The following is a 16,739-nucleotide window of genomic DNA, read 5'->3' on the forward strand; positions in this document are numbered from 1 at the left end:
AACAGAACGTGCTGGAGAGAATTAAAGTCTGTTTCACAGAAAGCATTCAAACCCAAATCGCCGCGGCGGAAGCGCTGCCAGATGCCATTTCGCGTGCCGCGCTGGCGATGGTGCAGTCGCTGCTCAATGGCAACAAAATCCTGTGCTGTGGTAACGGCACATCTGCCGCCAACGCACAGCATTTTGCCGCCAGTATGATTAATCGTTTTGAAACCGAGCGTCCTAGTCTGCCGGCGATTGCACTTAATGCCGATAACGTGGTCTTAACGGCTATCGCCAACGATCGTCTGCATGAAGAAGTCTACGCCAAGCAAGTGCGAGCACTGGGCCAGGCCGGTGACGTACTACTGGCGATATCCACGCGCGGCAACAGCCGTGATATCGTTAAAGCGGTAGAAGCCGCCGTCACACGGGACATGACCATTGTGGCCTTGACCGGCTATGATGGCGGTGAACTGGCGGGTTTGCTGGGCCAGCAGGATGTGGAAATCCGCATTCCGTCACACCGCAGCGCCCGCATTCAGGAAATGCATATGCTGACCGTCAACTGTTTGTGCGATTTGATTGATAACACGCTTTTCCCACACCAGAACGATTAAGGAGCACTCCATGAGGATCTACTCTTGCATTGCCGTGCTGTCTGCCTGTCTGATGCTACAGGGCTGTATTGGCGCTGTTGCCATTGGCAGCGCGGCGGTTGCGACCAAATCCGCGACCGACCCACGGACCGTCGGCACTCAGGTCGACGACGGCACACTGGAAGTCAGGGTATCCAACGCGCTGAGTAAAGACACGCAACTAAGCAAAGAAGCGCGGATCTCCGCAACCGCCTATCAGGGCAAAGTGCTGCTGACCGGTCAGGCCCCTTCGACCGAGCTGGCTAGCCGGGCTAAACAGATCGCGATGGGAGTGGAAGGTACGACCGAGGTGTATAACGAAATCCGCAAAGGCACACCGATTTCGCTGGGCACCGCGTCTATGGATACCTGGATCACCACCAAAGTCCGTTCTCAGCTACTGACCAGCGACACCGTGAAATCGTCTAACGTGAAGGTCACCACCGAAAATGGTGAAGTCTTCCTGTTGGGCCTGGTGACACGCCGTGAAGCGACGTCAGCAGCCCAAATCGCCAGCAGGGTCAGTGGTGTCAAACACGTGACGACCGCGTTCACCTACCTCGACTAATCCGCCTCTCCATATGGCGGCCAACCGGGCCGCCATACTGGCTATCCAGTAGATACCTGTCTTTACCCAGCAGAGGCTTATAACTATCCAGCCAAAGCCACAGGCATCTGCCACTCTGCTCGCTCATCCCGTGTTAATCATGGCCCGACGCATTCATGGCGTTGGCGTATTTCTCACGCTCGCGGGCGGCGATAGCAGCCAAATGCTACGGCGGGCATCAACGCTGACTCCAGCGTCTTTTTTCCCCTCTGGCGCTCCAGTCAGCAACGGTGCAAATCCCGCCTGCCTGATAGCCGCATCATAACGGGAAGAACCAATAGCCTGCTCGGCCTGTAACATTAGCGGAATCAGCGGGCCACTCTCTCGCCCCATAGTTTTATAAGGCCAGGGTCTGGACTCATCCAGATACGGAGCCATGAAATCCAGAGCCGACAGCAAACTGCTGCCTTTGGGGGTACGATACTGCCACAGGTTATCACCGTACTTTCCTGCCACGGTCGCCATCAGGCTAGCCGCCTGCAGATTGAAGTCGCTGTAATGGAACGATCGGGTACGAGCCAACTCTTCTGGTTGCGAACCATCCGCCGCCAGTTGATGGTCAAGCTTCTGGCGCTGCAATGCCACCATCGCCTTCACCGTTTCAGGCTGGCCCAGATAGGCGGCAATACCTGCCACCTGTACCGCATACCAACTACCATGATTATTCTTTGCCGAGGCTTCCTGCTTGCCGTTATGGCTGGTCAGCAACCAATGCAGGTAGTCCGTCATCCACTGCCGCATCTGCTGCTCGTCGCTGGCACCCCATCCCGGTGCCTGTCGCAACATAACCAGCGCATCCACAATACGGGTAGCGAAGAAACGACCATCAAGCACACCGGCACCTCGCCCGTCGTTTCTGCCTGGAATCGCCTGCGCGTAATTCAGATTGGGGTTCATACGCGTCTCAGGCGTGATAAACCAGGTACGAATCAGGGAAATCGCTTTACCGGCATATTCGGGACGGTCCGAGAAGTACCAGGCCAGCGCCAGCACACGTACCTGATCGGTAAACGTTGCCAAACGAATAGCATCCGTCTCCTCACCCTTGGTGGCTGGGTTTACCTTGCCGTCGTGTCGAATCCAGGGTAATCCGTCTTTCTGCTGCGGATCAGGCCACCAGTAAGCCGCCAAACTCAAATAATCATGACGGTTGCCACCGGGCGGCATTGAAAGTTTTTGAGTAACCGATAGGTCTGGCTTTTTCATGGCGCTATCCGCCGCCCGCAACAACTGCTGATAAGCCAGCTGCATCTGTGGTGGAGCAGTTTGACTGCGCAGTTGCTGTTTGACCTGGGTAAGTTTGTCTGCCTGTAAAAATACATAAGCAGAATTGTCGTTTTTAATACTAACCGTGTCGGCAGAGGCTCCCTGGCCCCACAGCAAAAGCGTCATAAGAAAAACTATGCCATATCGCATTATTTCCCTCCTTCTGTGTTCAGGATTCCCCCTATAGCCACGGGAAATGGAAACTGAACGTTGGAAAAAATCTATCAGTCAATCAGGTTTGTTAATAAAGCCGGTTCGCTTCCAGAAAATTTTCTCCGCCGATCTGGTTCATCTGACGCAAGATCCATTGCTGACGCCGCATAACATAGCCGGATGGTTTACTGGCGCGATAGCGGATAGGATTTGGCAACACCGCCGCCAGCATCGCCGCCTCCGATGCCGTCAGTCGGCTCGCTGGTTTATTGAAAAACTGACGTGACGCCGCCTCTATGCCAAAAATTCCGGGTCCAAACTCAGCAATATTCAGGTAAACCGTCAGAATACGACGTTTGGTCCATACCAGCTCAACCGCCGCCGTCAGGCCAGCCTCCAGCCCTTTACGCAACCAGCTGCGTCCGTCCCACAGCAGCAGGTTTTTTACCGTCTGCTGAGACAACGTGGAGGCACCGCGAATACGGTTCTCGTGTCGCTCGTTATGTTTGAGCGCCGCAGAAATCGCATCGAAATCAAACCCCCAATGCTGGGGGAATTTTTGATCTTCCGCCGCAATGACCGCGAGTGGTGCCACCGCAGCAATCTCATCCATCGACACCCAATCCGAATGGGCCACATACGTGAAGTCACCACTCAGCCAGGCGCTAAGCTGACGATCAATCATCACCGCAGAGAAGGGAACGGGCAGAAATGCAAACAACAGGATCGCGGCAACCCACAACGCAACGACGCCAAAGACGATGCGCAACACCCAGCGCCGGATGTTAGCTGCGACTCGTCCTAATCGGCCTTTCCCGGATCGGCCTGCTGACCTCATTCAGCCAGTTCCAAAACCCGAGCCACCAGTTTCTCAATTCCGCGGGCGGCTTCTCCAATCGAGTTCGCTAGCATGTAAGCTGGCGTCGTCACCACATTGTGTGTAACGTCAACGACAATGTCATCTACCGGGCACTTCACGTGCACGCCACCCATCGCTTCTATTGCTTGCGCCGTCCCTTCATCGTTACCAATTGTAAGCTGCACAGAGGTATCAAGCAGTTTCGGTAACATAGTGGGAGCAATGCAAATAAACCCCATTGGTTTATTTTTCTTATGAATTTCACGGGTGAGTATTTTCAGGTCGTTATCAATCTCACAGTCTGCACCGCGGGTAGCAAAATCACTCAAATTTTTTGCGGCACCGAATCCACCGGGGACAATCAGCGCATCAAGCTGTTGAGGATCAGCGCTGGATAGTGGTTGGATTTTCCCACGGGCAATCCGCGCCGATTCCGCTAAAACATTGCGTTTCTCACCGGTAACCTCACCAGTCAGATGATTAATCACATGCAGTTGTTCTTTGTCCGGAGCAAAGCAGACAGCTTCAGCACCGGCACGATCGATTGCAAGCAGAGTCAAGACAACTTCGTGAATCTCTGAACCATCATAAACGCCACATCCGCCGAGTACGACACCCACTTTTTTCATCATTAATGCCTCATTTCATTACATCAACTAATTGATTTTTTGATTGACAAACACTAATCTACATCACACATTTTAATGATTCTTGTAACAAACGACGCCATATTTGCTATGGTGTGTGTTGCCAGATGATGGGATTTCAAAACGCTTGCGTACCAACAACATCTGAGATTGAGCGCAGGTGTACCACTTTCCCTGGTGTTGGCGCATAATTCGCGCACCCCGGCTTCGGTCGGGGTCATTTTTTTTCAGCCTCTGAAACCCAGTCTTTCAATACCTGCACATCCTGCTGCCAGTCATGTTTCAACTCGTCAATCCACTCCTGCACGTTGTCCCACCATGCCGGTAATGTCGTAGTCTGAATTTGTTGCGCAACCTGTTGCAGGTGCTTGAGCCCAACCGAGCCTGCTGCGCCTTTGATTTTGTGCCCCTCTTCCGCAATACCTTTCTGGTCACGTGCGGTCATGTTGGAGTCCAGAATCGCCAGATAGCCGGGCATCATCTGCTCGAACATTGCCAGGCTCTGATGAATCAGTTTCGGCCCTACCAGCGTCAGATACTGCTCCAGCATCGGGATATCCAGCAGACGGTCCTGTAGCGACCCGGTATCCACCACCACGGCTTCCGGTTCTGGCTGCGCATGATGATCCCAGTATTGCTGGATTACCGCCGTCAGCGCTGGCACCGCCAGCGGCTTACTCAGTACGTCATCCATACCGGCGTCCAGGTACTCTTTTTTATCCTTAAGCACATTCGCCGTCAGGGCAACCAGCGGTGGCATCGACTGCCCGGCATAACGCTCACGTAGCCGACGCGCCACATCCAGACCGGTCATGTCCGGCAGTTGGATATCCAGCAGCACCAAATCAAATTCATCCGGATCGAACATATCCAGCGCCGCCTGACCGGTCATCGCCACGTCGACGCTGCTACCCAGTTTTTCCAGTACCGAGCGTGCCACTACCACGTTCAGTTCGATATCTTCCACCAGCAACACATGCAACGCTGGCAGTGGCAGTTCATCCTGTTCGTCTTCCTCTGACTCGGCATCACCCACCACCGGTGCAGCCACCGTCAGCACGAAACAAGAGCCTTTGCCCAGTTCACTGGTCACCTGAATATCACCACCCATGCTTTGTGCCAGACGCTTAGAAACCGCCAGCCCGATGCCAGTCCCCGTCGCCGGTTTACCGCCGTGTTGATCCTTGACCTGGTAATACATGGAGAAGATTTTTTCCAGCTCGTCAGCCGGGATACCCATGCCGGAATCCTCCACCTCAAAACGCAGCCGGTCGCCCTGCTCATGCCAGACCCGCACTACTACCCGGCCCTCACGCGTGAATTTCACAGCGTTGCTGAGCAGGTTCCACAGAATCTGGCGCAATCGGGTGCCGTCGGTGAGAATGGTTTTTGGCAACGGCTGATGCAGTTCCATCTCAAGTTGCAGCCCCTTGGGTTGAGCCAGCAGTCCGCCCAGGTTTTCCAGGTCCACCACAAACCCGACAAAATCCACCGGTTGGTTATCCAGTTGGACCTTGCGCCGTTCCTGCTTATCCATTTCGATGATGTCGTTGAAAATATTGCCGAGCGTGATGGCACTCACGTGGATGGTTTTCAGGTATTTTTGCTGCTCTGCATCCAACTGGGTGTCGAGCAGGATGCGACTCAGACCGACAATGCCATTAAGCGGCGTACGAAGCTCGTGGCTGATCGTAGAGATGAAGGTAGTCTTCTCCCTACTGGCGTTCTCTAACGCGTCCTGGTAGCGCTTACGCTCGGTAATATCGCGTCCAAAACCCATCAGGCCATGTCGCTTACCCATCCGGTCGTAAAACGGCACCTTGCGTAACTCAAAACAGGCTTTACGGCCATCCGGATAGACCAGCCACTGCTCATAGGTCAATGAGACGTTGTGGCGAAACACCTTTTCGTCTGTTTCCATGACTTTTTCAGCAATATCGGGCGGATAAACATCTATTGGTGTCAGGCCAATCAGTTGCTTCTGGCTTTTGCCAAGCAGCAGCTCCATCGCCCGGTTACAGCCGGAAAATTCTTTGTTTTCATTGCGGTAGTAAACCAGGTCCGGCGAAGCATCGAGAAAAGACCGCAACAGCGCTGATTGCTGTTCCAGTTCAATCTGAGCCTGCTCGCGGCGTGCCATCTCTTCACGCAGTTTGGATACCATCAGCAGGCGGGCTTCCTCCGCCTTGATACGATCGCTGATTTCCTGATTGAGCTGCGCGATATTGCCCTGCAACTGTTCGTTCAGTTCCTGATCGCGCTGACGCATCTCCTCCAGCTTGGCCACCAATCGTGACAGCCGCTGGCGCGACTCCTCAAGCTGCTCCACCACCACGGACAGGAAATACACCGCCCAGGGTGTGATTAATAAGCCGAAAAAGATAGAGCGCACCACATCGATGTTTTCCACCTTACCGGTGAGCAGCAGCGTCACCGCCATCTGCACCACCAACGCCAGTAAAACCAGCGCTGACGCCAGTAACAGAGAAAAACGGACTAGCCCCAGTTTGACCATTAAATCAACGTAGTACTGCGCCAACAGCCTGATTTGCCTCATAGCGGTGTTCCTTAATCATAAACCCGCAAATCATACCGTAAAAAAATCGTGTGCGCGGTAAATGAGCAGTCAATTTGCGAGCCGCCGCGGAGGTTAAGTTGTTGAGTAATGAAACGGCTGCCCCAGTGCGGAACCCTGCGCACCATGCTGTTGCAGGTAGTCGTGAACGCCGACCATGCCGGTCCAGCGATTTTCGCACCACAGCGGGGCCAGTAGCGTTGGCCGCCGGGCACTGGCGGAAATACGGTGATAAATAATCTCAGGTGGGGTGTGGCGAATCATCTCACCGGCAATCGATACATAACGCGCCAGTGACAGCTCCGGCAACCGACCGGCCCCCCAGGCTTTCGCCATGACGCTCCCCGTCACAATATGCAATGGGTGCAGTTTGATACCATCGACACCGGCTTCCACAACTTGCTGTAGTGTCGACAGGCAATGCTCGTCGCTCTCACCAGGCAAGCCGACAATCAGGTGGCTGCACACGTTTAGCCCTCTGGCGCGCGCGCGCTGTGCTGTCTGGCGGTAACAGGCGAAATCATGCCCGCGATTGATGCGTCGCAACGTTCGGTCATGAGCGCTTTGCAACCCCAGCTCCAGCCAGACTTCATAGCCTTGTTCGTGATAATCGGCCAGCAGGTCCAGCACCGTATCCGGTACGCAATCCGGCCGGGTGCCCACACACAGCCCCACCATGTCGGCCTGCGTTAGCGCCTGCTGGTACATGGACGCCAGCACCTGTACTTCAGCATAAGTGCTGGTATAAGCCTGAAAATAGGCTAGATAACGCCGGGCGCGATTGACTTTGTTAGCCTGGGCAACCAGTTGTTCGGCAATGCTGCGCTGCTGCATCTGCTCGTCGGCAAAAGACGCCACATTGCAGAAGGTACAACCACCACGCCCCAGCGTGCCGTCGCGGTTTGGGCAGCTAAATCCGCCGTGTAACGTCAATTTATGGATCTTTTCTCCATAACGACGCTGAAGATCGCCACCAAACATATTGATTAATTTTTGTAATTGCATATTCTGATTCTTCATTTCATAAAAAATCAGCCTACCTTTAACGCCTATTAACGGCGATGACCCCGATCAATACGTCCCGGCTTATATAACTGCATGTTTATTCGTTTTTATTGAAAATAAAATCACATCATTCCTGATTAATTTTTCTTATCTGCGAGGTTCCTTCCATTAAAAGATGACCGTAAAATGAAAAACAGTGTCATAAAGTGAAAAACCCACCCCATGCAGAATAAGATGCCACAAAGTCATGTCATTGCAGCATGTAGCGACAAAAACCCGCTATTAACATAGTGATACAGCTCACAGTTAGACCGATACCCCCACCTTGACAACGTCTTATTTTTATTAATTAAATCCTTTTATTTCATAAACATAAGTAAATATTATCCCTAAAGTGCTTACCTGTTATCGAGATTTGACCTGAACAGGGTTTCTCGCTAATTTGGGAATCCGCTGGAAGCTTTCCCGACGAGTCAACGTCTCGTCATATTTATGCAGTAAGAAGAAGACTCCCTCATCAAGCAAGCACACCACTTGTGAGACCTTACGAGAGGCCAGATAAAAGAGAGCGGCGCACACCACTGATGCCAACCTGGCGCAGTGAAGGGGTCGCTCGCGGTTAGCGCGCGGTTAACACGCAATTTAATAAGCGCCCGCATTTGGTGGTGGCATTGTGATGGGGAAGTCTATACAGAGCCTGGGGAGGTTCACTGAGATATGTTGTACGATGCATCCCATGAAAGAGACAACTGTGGTTTCGGATTGATCGCCCATATAGAAGGTGAACCGAGCCATAAAGTCGTGCGGACGGCGATTCACGCCCTGGCCCGTATGCAGCACCGCGGCGCGATTCTTGCTGACGGCAAGACCGGCGACGGTTGCGGATTATTACTTCAGAAACCCGATCGTTTCTTCCGCCTGGTCGCCGAAGAACATAACTGGCGTCTGGCCAACAATTATGCGGTCGGCATGTTATTCCTCAGCCGGGATGAAGAAAAGGCGCGTGCTACCCGCCGCATTGTCGAAGAAGAACTGCAGAATGAAACCCTGTCCGTACTCGGTTGGCGCGAAGTGCCGACCAACCCGGATGTGTTGGGTGAGATTGCGCTCTCTTCTCTGCCGCGCATCGAGCAGATTTTTGTCAACGCTCCTGCTGGCTGGCGTCCGCGAGATATGGAACGCCGCCTGTTCATGGCTCGCCGCCGTATCGAGAAACGTGTGCAGGATAAAGATTTCTATGTGTGCAGCCTCTCCAATCTGGTGAACATCTACAAAGGTCTGTGTATGCCTGCAGACCTGCCGCGGTTCTATCTGGATCTGGCGGACCTGCGTCTGGAATCGGCCATCTGCCTGTTCCACCAACGTTTCTCCACCAATACCGTGCCGCGCTGGCGTCTGGCACAGCCGTTCCGCTATCTGGCGCACAACGGCGAAATCAACACCATCACCGGCAACCGTCAGTGGGCCCGCGCTCGCGCCTACAAATTCAAGACCCCGCTGATTCCCGACCTGCTTAACGCAGCGCCGTTTGTAGACGAAAGCGGTTCAGATTCCATGTCGCTGGACAACATGCTGGAGCTGTTCCTGGCGGGCGGGATGGACATCGTGCGCGCTATGCGTCTGCTGGTGCCGCCGGCCTGGCAGAACAACCCGAATATGGACCCAGAGCTGCGCGCCTTCTTTGACTTTAACTCCATGCACATGGAGCCGTGGGATGGCCCGGCTGGTCTGGTGCTGTCCGACGGGCGCTACGCGGCCTGTAACCTCGACCGTAACGGTCTGCGTCCAGCTCGCTATGTCATCACCAAAGATAAGCTGATCACCTGTGCCTCCGAAGTAGGCATCTGGGATTACCAACCTGATGAAGTGGTGGAGAAAGGCCGCGTCGGCCCAGGTGAATTGATGGTTATCGACACCCGTACCGGTCGTATCCTGCATTCGACCGAAACCGACGATGACTTGAAAAGCCGACATCCGTACAAAGAGTGGATGGAGAAAAACGTCAAGCGACTGGTGCCGTTCGAAGAATTGCCTGACGACCAGGTCGGCAGCCGGGAACTTGATGACGTACAGCTGGAAACCTACCAGAAGCAATTCGGCTACAGTAACGAAGAGCTGGATCAGGTGATTCGCGTACTGGGGGAAAACGGTCAGGAAGCGACAGGCTCTATGGGTGATGACACGCCGTTCGCCGTGCTGTCGAGCCGCCCACGCATCATTTACGATTATTTCCGTCAGCAGTTCGCACAGGTGACCAACCCGCCGATTGACCCGCTGCGCGAAGCGCACGTGATGTCGCTCGCCACCTGTATCGGCCGCGAAATGAATGTCTTCTGCGAGGCAGAAGGTCAGGCTCACCGTCTGAGCTTCAAGTCCCCGATCCTGCTCTACTCCGACTTCATTCAGTTGATCAATCAGGATCCCGAGCACTATCGCGCCGAAAAGATCGATATCACCTTCGATCCCAAACAGCGCTCATTGCAGGACACCGTTGAAAAACTGTGCGACGAAGCAGAATACAAGGTACGCGCTGGAGCAGTATTGCTGGTGTTGACCGACCGCGGCATCGCGCAAGATCGCCTGCCAGTACCAGCACCGATGGCCGTGGGCGCGATTCAGGCCCGTCTGGTGGAAAAGAGCCTGCGCTGCGACGCCAACATCATCGTTGAAACCGCCAGTGCCCGCGATCCGCATCATTTTGCCGTGTTGCTCGGCTTCGGCGCGACTGCGATTTACCCGTACCTGGCCTATGAAGCGCTGGCCCGTCTGGTGGATAACCACACCATCGACAAACCGTACCGTACCGTGATGCAGAACTACCGCAATGGCATCAACAAAGGTCTGTACAAGATCATGTCCAAGATGGGGATCTCCACCATCGCATCCTACCGCTGTTCGAAACTGTTCGAAGCGGTCGGCCTGCACAATGATGTAGCGTCCCGCTGCTTCCAGGGCGTGGTGAGCCGTATCGGCGGTGCTAACTTCAGCGACTTCGAACAGGATTTGCAGAATCTGTCCAAACGCGCCTGGCTCAAGCGTCAGAAGCTCGATCAAGGCGGCTTGCTCAAGTTTGTCTACGGCGGCGAGTACCACGCTTACAACCCGGATGTGGTGAAAACACTGCAAACCGCGGTGCACAGCGGTGACTACCATGATTACCAGCAGTACGCCAAGCTGGTGAACGAGCGCCCCGCATCTATGCTGCGCGACTTGCTGGCGCTGCAGCCGCAGGAAGGCACGGCTATTCCGCTGGAGCAGGTCGAGCCGGATTCAGAACTGTTCAAACGCTTCGACACCGCCGCCATGTCCATCGGTGCGCTGAGCCCCGAAGCGCATGAGTCGCTGGCGGAAGCCATGAACAGTCTGGGCGGCTTCTCCAATTCCGGCGAAGGCGGCGAAGACCCGGCGCGTTACGGCACCAATAAAGTATCCCGTATCAAGCAGGTGGCTTCCGGTCGCTTTGGCGTCACCCCGGCCTATCTGGTCAACGCCGACGTTATCCAGATCAAGGTGGCGCAGGGCGCCAAACCGGGCGAAGGCGGCCAATTACCGGGCGACAAAGTCACACCGTACATCGCGCGCCTGCGTTACTCCGTACCGGGCGTGACCCTGATTTCGCCACCGCCGCACCATGATATTTATTCTATCGAAGACCTGGCGCAGCTGATTTTCGACCTGAAACAGGTCAACCCGAAGGCGATGATTTCGGTCAAGCTGGTTTCCGAGCCGGGCGTCGGCACCATTGCTACCGGTGTGGCAAAAGCCTATGCCGACCTGATTACCATCGCCGGTTACGACGGCGGCACCGGTGCCAGTCCGTTGTCCTCAGTGAAATACGCCGGTTGCCCGTGGGAATTGGGTCTGGTGGAAACCCAGCAGGCGCTGGTCGCCAACGGCCTGCGTCACAAAATTCGCCTGCAAGTGGACGGCGGCCTGAAAACCGGTCTGGACATTGTGAAAGCGGCGATTCTGGGGGCGGAAAGCTTCGGCTTCGGCACTGGTCCAATGGTAGCGCTGGGTTGTAAATACCTGCGTATTTGCCACCTGAACAACTGCGCCACCGGCGTAGCAACACAGGATGATAAACTGCGTCGCGACCACTATCACGGCCTGCCGGAACGTGTGGTGAACTACTTCACCTTCATCGCCCGCGAAACCCGCGAGCTAATGGCGGAACTGGGTATCAGCCGTCTGGTAGACCTGATCGGCCGTACCGATCTGCTAGTCGAACTGGACGGTATTACCGCCAAGCAGAACAAACTGGACCTGTCGCCGTTGCTGCACACCGTAACGCCGCAACCCGGCAAAGCGTTGTACTGCACCGAGGGTAACCCGTCGTTTGACAAGGGCCTGCTGAACAAAGAACTGATCGCACAGGCTCAGGCGCATGTCGACGCCAGACAGAGTAAGACGCTCTACTTTGACATCCGCAACACTGACCGCTCCGTCGGCGCAACCTTATCCGGCGTGATCGCGGAAAAACACGGCGATCAGGGGCTGGCAAGCGATCCGATCAAAGCGCACTTCACCGGTACAGCGGGTCAGAGCTTCGGCGTGTGGAATGCCGGTGGCGTTGAGCTGACCCTGACCGGCGACGCCAACGACTACGTGGGCAAAGGCATGGCTGGCGGGGCTATATCCGTGCGTCCACCGGTCGGCTCCGCCTTCCGCAGCCACGAGGCCAGCATCATCGGCAACACCTGCCTGTACGGTGCAACCGGCGGTAAGCTGTTTGCCGCAGGGCGTGCGGGTGAGCGCTTCGCGGTGCGTAACTCCGGTGCCATCACTGTGGTGGAAGGCATCGGCGATAACGGCTGCGAATACATGACCGGCGGTATCGTCTGCATCCTGGGTCGCACCGGCGTCAACTTCGGCGCAGGCATGACCGGCGGCTTCGCCTACGTGCTGGATGAAGACGGTGAATTCCGCAAGCGCGTCAACCCGGAACTGGTTGAAGTGCTGGATGTGGAAAACCTGGCGATTCATGAAGAGCATCTGCGCGGGCTGATTACCGAGCACGTCCAGCACACCGGCTCGCAACGCGGTGAGGAAATCCTCGCCAACTGGCCGGTCTGGGCATCAAAATTTGCGCTGGTAAAGCCGAAATCAAGTGATGTGAAAGCGTTGTTGGGTCATCGTAGTCGTTCCGCAGCGGAGCTGCGGGTACAGGCGCAGTAAGAGGTCATCATGAGTCAGAATGTTTATCAGTTTATCGACTTACAGCGCGTTGATCCGCCCAAGAAACCGCTGAAGATTCGTAAAATCGAGTTTGTTGAAATTTACGAGCCGTTCTCGGAAAGCCAGTCCAAGGCGCAGGCAGATCGCTGCCTGGCCTGCGGCAACCCTTACTGCGAATGGAAATGCCCGGTTCACAACTACATCCCGAACTGGCTGAAACTGGCTAATGAAGGCCGGATCATTGAAGCAGCGGAACTGTCTCACCAAACCAACAGTCTGCCGGAAGTATGTGGACGAGTCTGCCCGCAGGATCGTCTGTGTGAAGGGTCTTGCACCCTGAACGACGAATTCGGTGCCGTCACCATCGGCAATATCGAACGCTACATCAACGATAAAGCGATCGAGATGGGCTGGCGTCCGGACGTGTCGTCGGTACAGCCAACCGGCAAGCGCGTGGCTATTATCGGTGCCGGTCCTGCCGGGCTGGCTTGTGCCGACGTGCTGACCCGTAACGGCGTGAAAGCGGTGGTTTATGACCGCCACCCGGAAATCGGCGGTTTGCTGACCTTCGGTATTCCTGCGTTCAAGCTGGAAAAAGAGGTGATGACCAAGCGCCGTGAAATCTTCACCGAGATGGGTATCGAATTCCAGCTTAACACCGAGGTCGGCAAAGACATTCAGTTAAGCGACCTGCTGACAGAATATGACGCCGTATTCCTGGGCGTCGGCACCTATCAGTCGATGCGCGGCGGGTTGGAAAATGAAGACGCGCCGGGCGTCTACGATGCACTGCCGTTCCTGATTGCCAACACCAAGCACCTGATGGGCTTCCAAACTGGTGAACAGGAACCTTACACCTCGATGCAGGGCAAGCGCGTCGTAGTACTGGGTGGCGGTGATACGGCGATGGACTGCGTGCGCACCTCGATTCGACAGGGTGCAACGCACGTGACTTGTGCCTACCGCCGTGATGAAGAGAACATGCCGGGCTCCAAACGCGAAGTGAAAAATGCGCGCGAAGAAGGCGTGGAATTCCGCTTCAACCTGCAACCGCTGAGCGTCGAAATCAACGGCGCGGGTAAAGTGTGTGGCGTCCGCATGATTCGTACCGAACTGGGTGCGCCGGATGCCAATGGCCGCCGTCGCCCGGAAGCGGTGGAAGGGTCTGAGCATGTGCTGGAGGCGGATGCTGTCATCATGGCGTTCGGTTTCCGTCCACACAAAATGGCATGGTTGGCGGAGCACGGTGTGGATCTGGACGCTCAGGGCCGCATCATCGCGCCGGAGCAGAGCGACAGCGCTTTCCAGACCTCAAACCCGAAAATCTTCGCTGGCGGCGACGCGGTGCGTGGCTCCGACCTGGTGGTTACGGCGATCGCCGAAGGCCGCAAAGCGGCTGACGGCATCATGAACTATCTGGAAGTGTAAGCCTTACGGGTACTCAAAAGGCGGCTGCGGCCGCCTTTGCTTTTTGTTTTCTATAGACAACAAAAAAGGCACAGTGATGTGCCTTTTTATCTATCTCGACTATTTGACCACCCTTAGGGAAGGTCTGCCGCCTCTCGGTGGCTGCGGCGGCTCGTCATCAGGCAGCTCGTTCTGCAAAGAGGGAGACTCATTGTCCACCACCGACATCAGCGCAGGTTTGGACTCATCTTCACTTTGAGGCTGCTCGCCAAACTCTTCGACGATTTCGTAGGCCGGTTCTGGCTCGAACATGGTGCCCGCGCCATTTTCCCGCGCATAAATCGCCATCACCGACGCCATCGGGACAAACACCTGGCGGGGAACGCCACCAAAACGCGCGTTGAAACGTACGCTGTCGTCAGCCAGTTCGAGATTTCCCACCGCACGCGGCGCAATATTCAGGACAATTTGCCCATCACGGGCAAATTCCATCGGCACCTGCACGCCAGGAACGGTCACATCGACCACCAGATGCGGCGTCAGCTGGTTGTCCAGCAACCAGTCATAAAAGGCCCGTAATAAATACGGGCGGCGCGGAGAGAGCTGAGCCAACGTCATGCCATTACCCTCTGGATTGCAACCGGATTTCGCGCTCGGCTTCAGTCAGGGAAGCGAGGAAAGCATCGCGTTCGAACACGCGTGTCATGTAGCCTTTCAGTTCCTTGGCACCGGAACCGCTCAATTCAATCCCCAACAGCGGCAGACGCCACAGCAGCGGTGCCAGGTAGCAGTCCACCAGGCTGAATTCTTCACTCATGAAATACGGGGCTTCATTGAAAACCGGAGCGATCGCCAGCAGCTCTTCACGAAGTTGCTTGCGCGCGGCCTCCGCATCCTGTGCGTTGCCATTCAGGACGGTTTTCATCAACGAATACCAGTCCTGTTCAATCCGATGCATCATCAGGCGGCTGTTACCACGAGCCACCGGATAGACCGGCATCAACGGCGGATGAGGGAAACGCTCATCCAGGTATTCCATGATGATACGTGATTCATACAACGTCAGCTCACGGTCAACCAGCGTTGGTACGGAACCGTAAGGATTGAGGTCGATAAGGTCCTGCGGCAGATTATCCATGTCCACCTGTTCAATCTCGACACTCACCCCTTTCTCGGCCAGTACAATGCGGACCTGATGGCTAAAAATGTCGGACGGACCGGAAAACAGCGTCATTACCGAACGTTTGTTGGCAGCGACAGCCATGAAAACCTCCAAGTTATCGAAAAAATACGGCGAACAACCGCTCGAATAGGATCCTGCTGGCCTCGCCGCGTTTGGACTTCCCCACCGGGAAAGCGGACGACATCCGTCGTTCTGTTAAAATCACTTGCTGGCGAACAGGCACAAAACCGGCGAATAGTGTATCAGATTCTGTTTGTTTTGTGGGGGGATAAGCGTGTTTTCATGGCTAACCCACGGTAATTAAAGCAGATTTTTTCCATGAATAATTTAGGTCGAAAAAAAACCCGGTGACAAGCACCGGGCTTTCTGCGTTGATTTCGCTGCCAGGCAGCCAGAAATTAACGTTTGGAGAACTGCGGACGACGACGTGCTTTGCGCAGACCAACTTTTTTACGTTCAACCTGACGAGCGTCACGGGTAACGAAGCCAGCTTTACGCAGTTCAGAACGCAGAGATTCGTCGTATTCCATCAGAGCGCGGGTGATACCATGACGGATAGCACCGGCCTGACCGGAGATACCACCACCTTTAACGGTGATGTACAGATCCAGTTTACCAACCATATCGACCAGTTCCAGCGGCTGGCGAACGACCATGCGAGCAGTCTCGCGGCCGAAGTACTGTTCCAGAGTACGCTGGTTGATGACGATGTTGCCGCTACCCGGTTTGATAAATACGCGAGCGGCGGAGCTTTTGCGGCGACCAGTGCCGTAGTATTGATTTTCAGCCATTGCCTGTAATCCCGATTAAATGTCCAGAACTTGCGGTTGCTGTGCCGCGTGATTGTGCTCGTTACCAGCGTAAACTTTCAGTTTACGGTACATAGCACGACCCAGCGGGCCCTTCGGCAGCATGCCTTTAACCGCGATTTCAATTACGCGCTCAGGACGGCGGGCAATCATCTCTTCAAAGGTCGCTTCTTTGATACCACCGATGTGGCCAGTGTGGTGGTAGTACATCTTGTCAGAACGTTTGTTGCCGGTTACAGCAACTTTTTCTGCGTTCAGAACGATGATGTAGTCACCGGTATCAACGTGCGGAGTGTATTCCGCTTTGTGCTTACCGCGCAGACGACGAGCCAGTTCAGTAGCCAGACGGCCAAGAGTTTTACCGCTCGCATCAACAACGTACCAGTCGCGTTTTACGGTTTCTGGTTTAGCTGTAAAAGTTTTCATTAAAAGC

13 protein-coding genes are annotated in these 16,739 nt (G+C 55.0%); 4 read left to right on the forward strand and 9 right to left on the reverse strand.

Annotation, left to right across the window (positions count from 1 at the left end):
- Positions 1–8: 8 nt before the first annotated feature.
- Positions 9–599 carry a DnaA initiator-associating protein DiaA gene (gene diaA / locus OB87_RS16120; protein ID WP_013316039.1) on the forward strand — a complete coding sequence of 197 codons (591 nt, stop codon included), beginning with the start codon at positions 9–11 and terminating at the stop codon, positions 597–599.
- Between the two features lie 10 nt (positions 600–609).
- On the forward strand, positions 610–1,185 hold the full coding sequence (dolP, locus tag OB87_RS16125; protein ID WP_033570433.1) for a division/outer membrane stress-associated lipid-binding lipoprotein: 576 nt from the start codon (positions 610–612) through the stop codon (positions 1,183–1,185).
- Positions 1,186–1,338: 153 nt separating this feature from the next.
- Here the strand turns inward: dolP and OB87_RS16130 are convergent, their stop codons facing one another.
- From OB87_RS16130 to OB87_RS16150, 5 genes are all read right to left on the reverse strand, one after another.
- The gene (locus tag OB87_RS16130) at positions 1,339–2,640 is read right to left on the reverse strand and encodes an alginate lyase family protein (RefSeq protein WP_033570434.1); all 1,302 of its coding nucleotides are present in this window, start codon (positions 2,638–2,640) and stop codon (positions 1,339–1,341) included.
- 91 nt (positions 2,641–2,731) lie between these two features.
- A complete protein-coding gene (gene mtgA, locus OB87_RS16135; RefSeq protein ID WP_050515740.1) occupies positions 2,732–3,481 on the reverse strand; it encodes a monofunctional biosynthetic peptidoglycan transglycosylase in 750 nt (249 codons plus the stop codon).
- Positions 3,478–4,131 carry an isoprenoid biosynthesis glyoxalase ElbB gene (gene elbB, locus OB87_RS16140; protein WP_033570502.1) on the reverse strand — a complete coding sequence of 218 codons (654 nt, stop codon included), beginning with the start codon at positions 4,129–4,131 and terminating at the stop codon, positions 3,478–3,480. Before elbB ends, mtgA begins: the two co-directional genes overlap by 4 nt.
- Positions 4,132–4,366: 235 nt before the next feature.
- The gene (gene arcB / locus OB87_RS16145; protein ID WP_033570435.1) at positions 4,367–6,706 is read right to left on the reverse strand and encodes an aerobic respiration two-component sensor histidine kinase ArcB; all 2,340 of its coding nucleotides are present in this window, start codon (positions 6,704–6,706) and stop codon (positions 4,367–4,369) included.
- 93 nt (positions 6,707–6,799) lie between these two features.
- Positions 6,800–7,729 carry a TIGR01212 family radical SAM protein gene (locus OB87_RS16150; RefSeq protein WP_033570503.1) on the reverse strand — a complete coding sequence of 310 codons (930 nt, stop codon included), beginning with the start codon at positions 7,727–7,729 and terminating at the stop codon, positions 6,800–6,802.
- A gap of 717 nt (positions 7,730–8,446) precedes the next feature.
- Between OB87_RS16150 and gltB the strand changes: the two genes are divergently transcribed.
- Together gltB and OB87_RS16160 are read left to right on the forward strand one after the other, a co-directional pair.
- Positions 8,447–12,907, forward strand: coding sequence for a glutamate synthase large subunit (gene gltB, locus OB87_RS16155; protein WP_033570436.1), 4,461 nt, complete (start codon positions 8,447–8,449; stop codon positions 12,905–12,907).
- Positions 12,908–12,916: 9 nt separating this feature from the next.
- A complete protein-coding gene (locus tag OB87_RS16160) occupies positions 12,917–14,335 on the forward strand; it encodes a glutamate synthase small subunit (protein ID WP_033570437.1) in 1,419 nt (472 codons plus the stop codon).
- Between the two features lie 99 nt (positions 14,336–14,434).
- Here OB87_RS16160 and sspB read toward each other — a convergent pair whose 3' ends face one another.
- The 4 genes from sspB to rplM all read right to left on the reverse strand — a co-directional run bounded on the left by sspB (position 14,435) and on the right by rplM (position 16,732).
- Positions 14,435–14,932, reverse strand: coding sequence for a ClpXP protease specificity-enhancing factor (gene sspB, locus OB87_RS16165; RefSeq protein WP_033570438.1), 498 nt, complete (start codon positions 14,930–14,932; stop codon positions 14,435–14,437).
- A 4-nt stretch (positions 14,933–14,936) separates the two neighbouring features.
- A complete protein-coding gene (gene sspA, locus OB87_RS16170) occupies positions 14,937–15,578 on the reverse strand; it encodes a stringent starvation protein SspA (RefSeq protein WP_024104257.1) in 642 nt (213 codons plus the stop codon).
- Positions 15,579–15,895: 317 nt separating this feature from the next.
- On the reverse strand, positions 15,896–16,288 hold the full coding sequence (gene rpsI / locus OB87_RS16175; protein WP_013316025.1) for a 30S ribosomal protein S9: 393 nt from the start codon (positions 16,286–16,288) through the stop codon (positions 15,896–15,898).
- Positions 16,289–16,303: 15 nt separating this feature from the next.
- On the reverse strand, positions 16,304–16,732 hold the full coding sequence (rplM, locus tag OB87_RS16180; protein ID WP_012883052.1) for a 50S ribosomal protein L13: 429 nt from the start codon (positions 16,730–16,732) through the stop codon (positions 16,304–16,306).
- Positions 16,733–16,739: the final 7 nt, after the last annotated feature.

Source organism: Dickeya undicola (assembly GCF_000784735.1).
Taxonomy (GTDB): domain Bacteria; phylum Pseudomonadota; class Gammaproteobacteria; order Enterobacterales; family Enterobacteriaceae; genus Dickeya; species Dickeya undicola.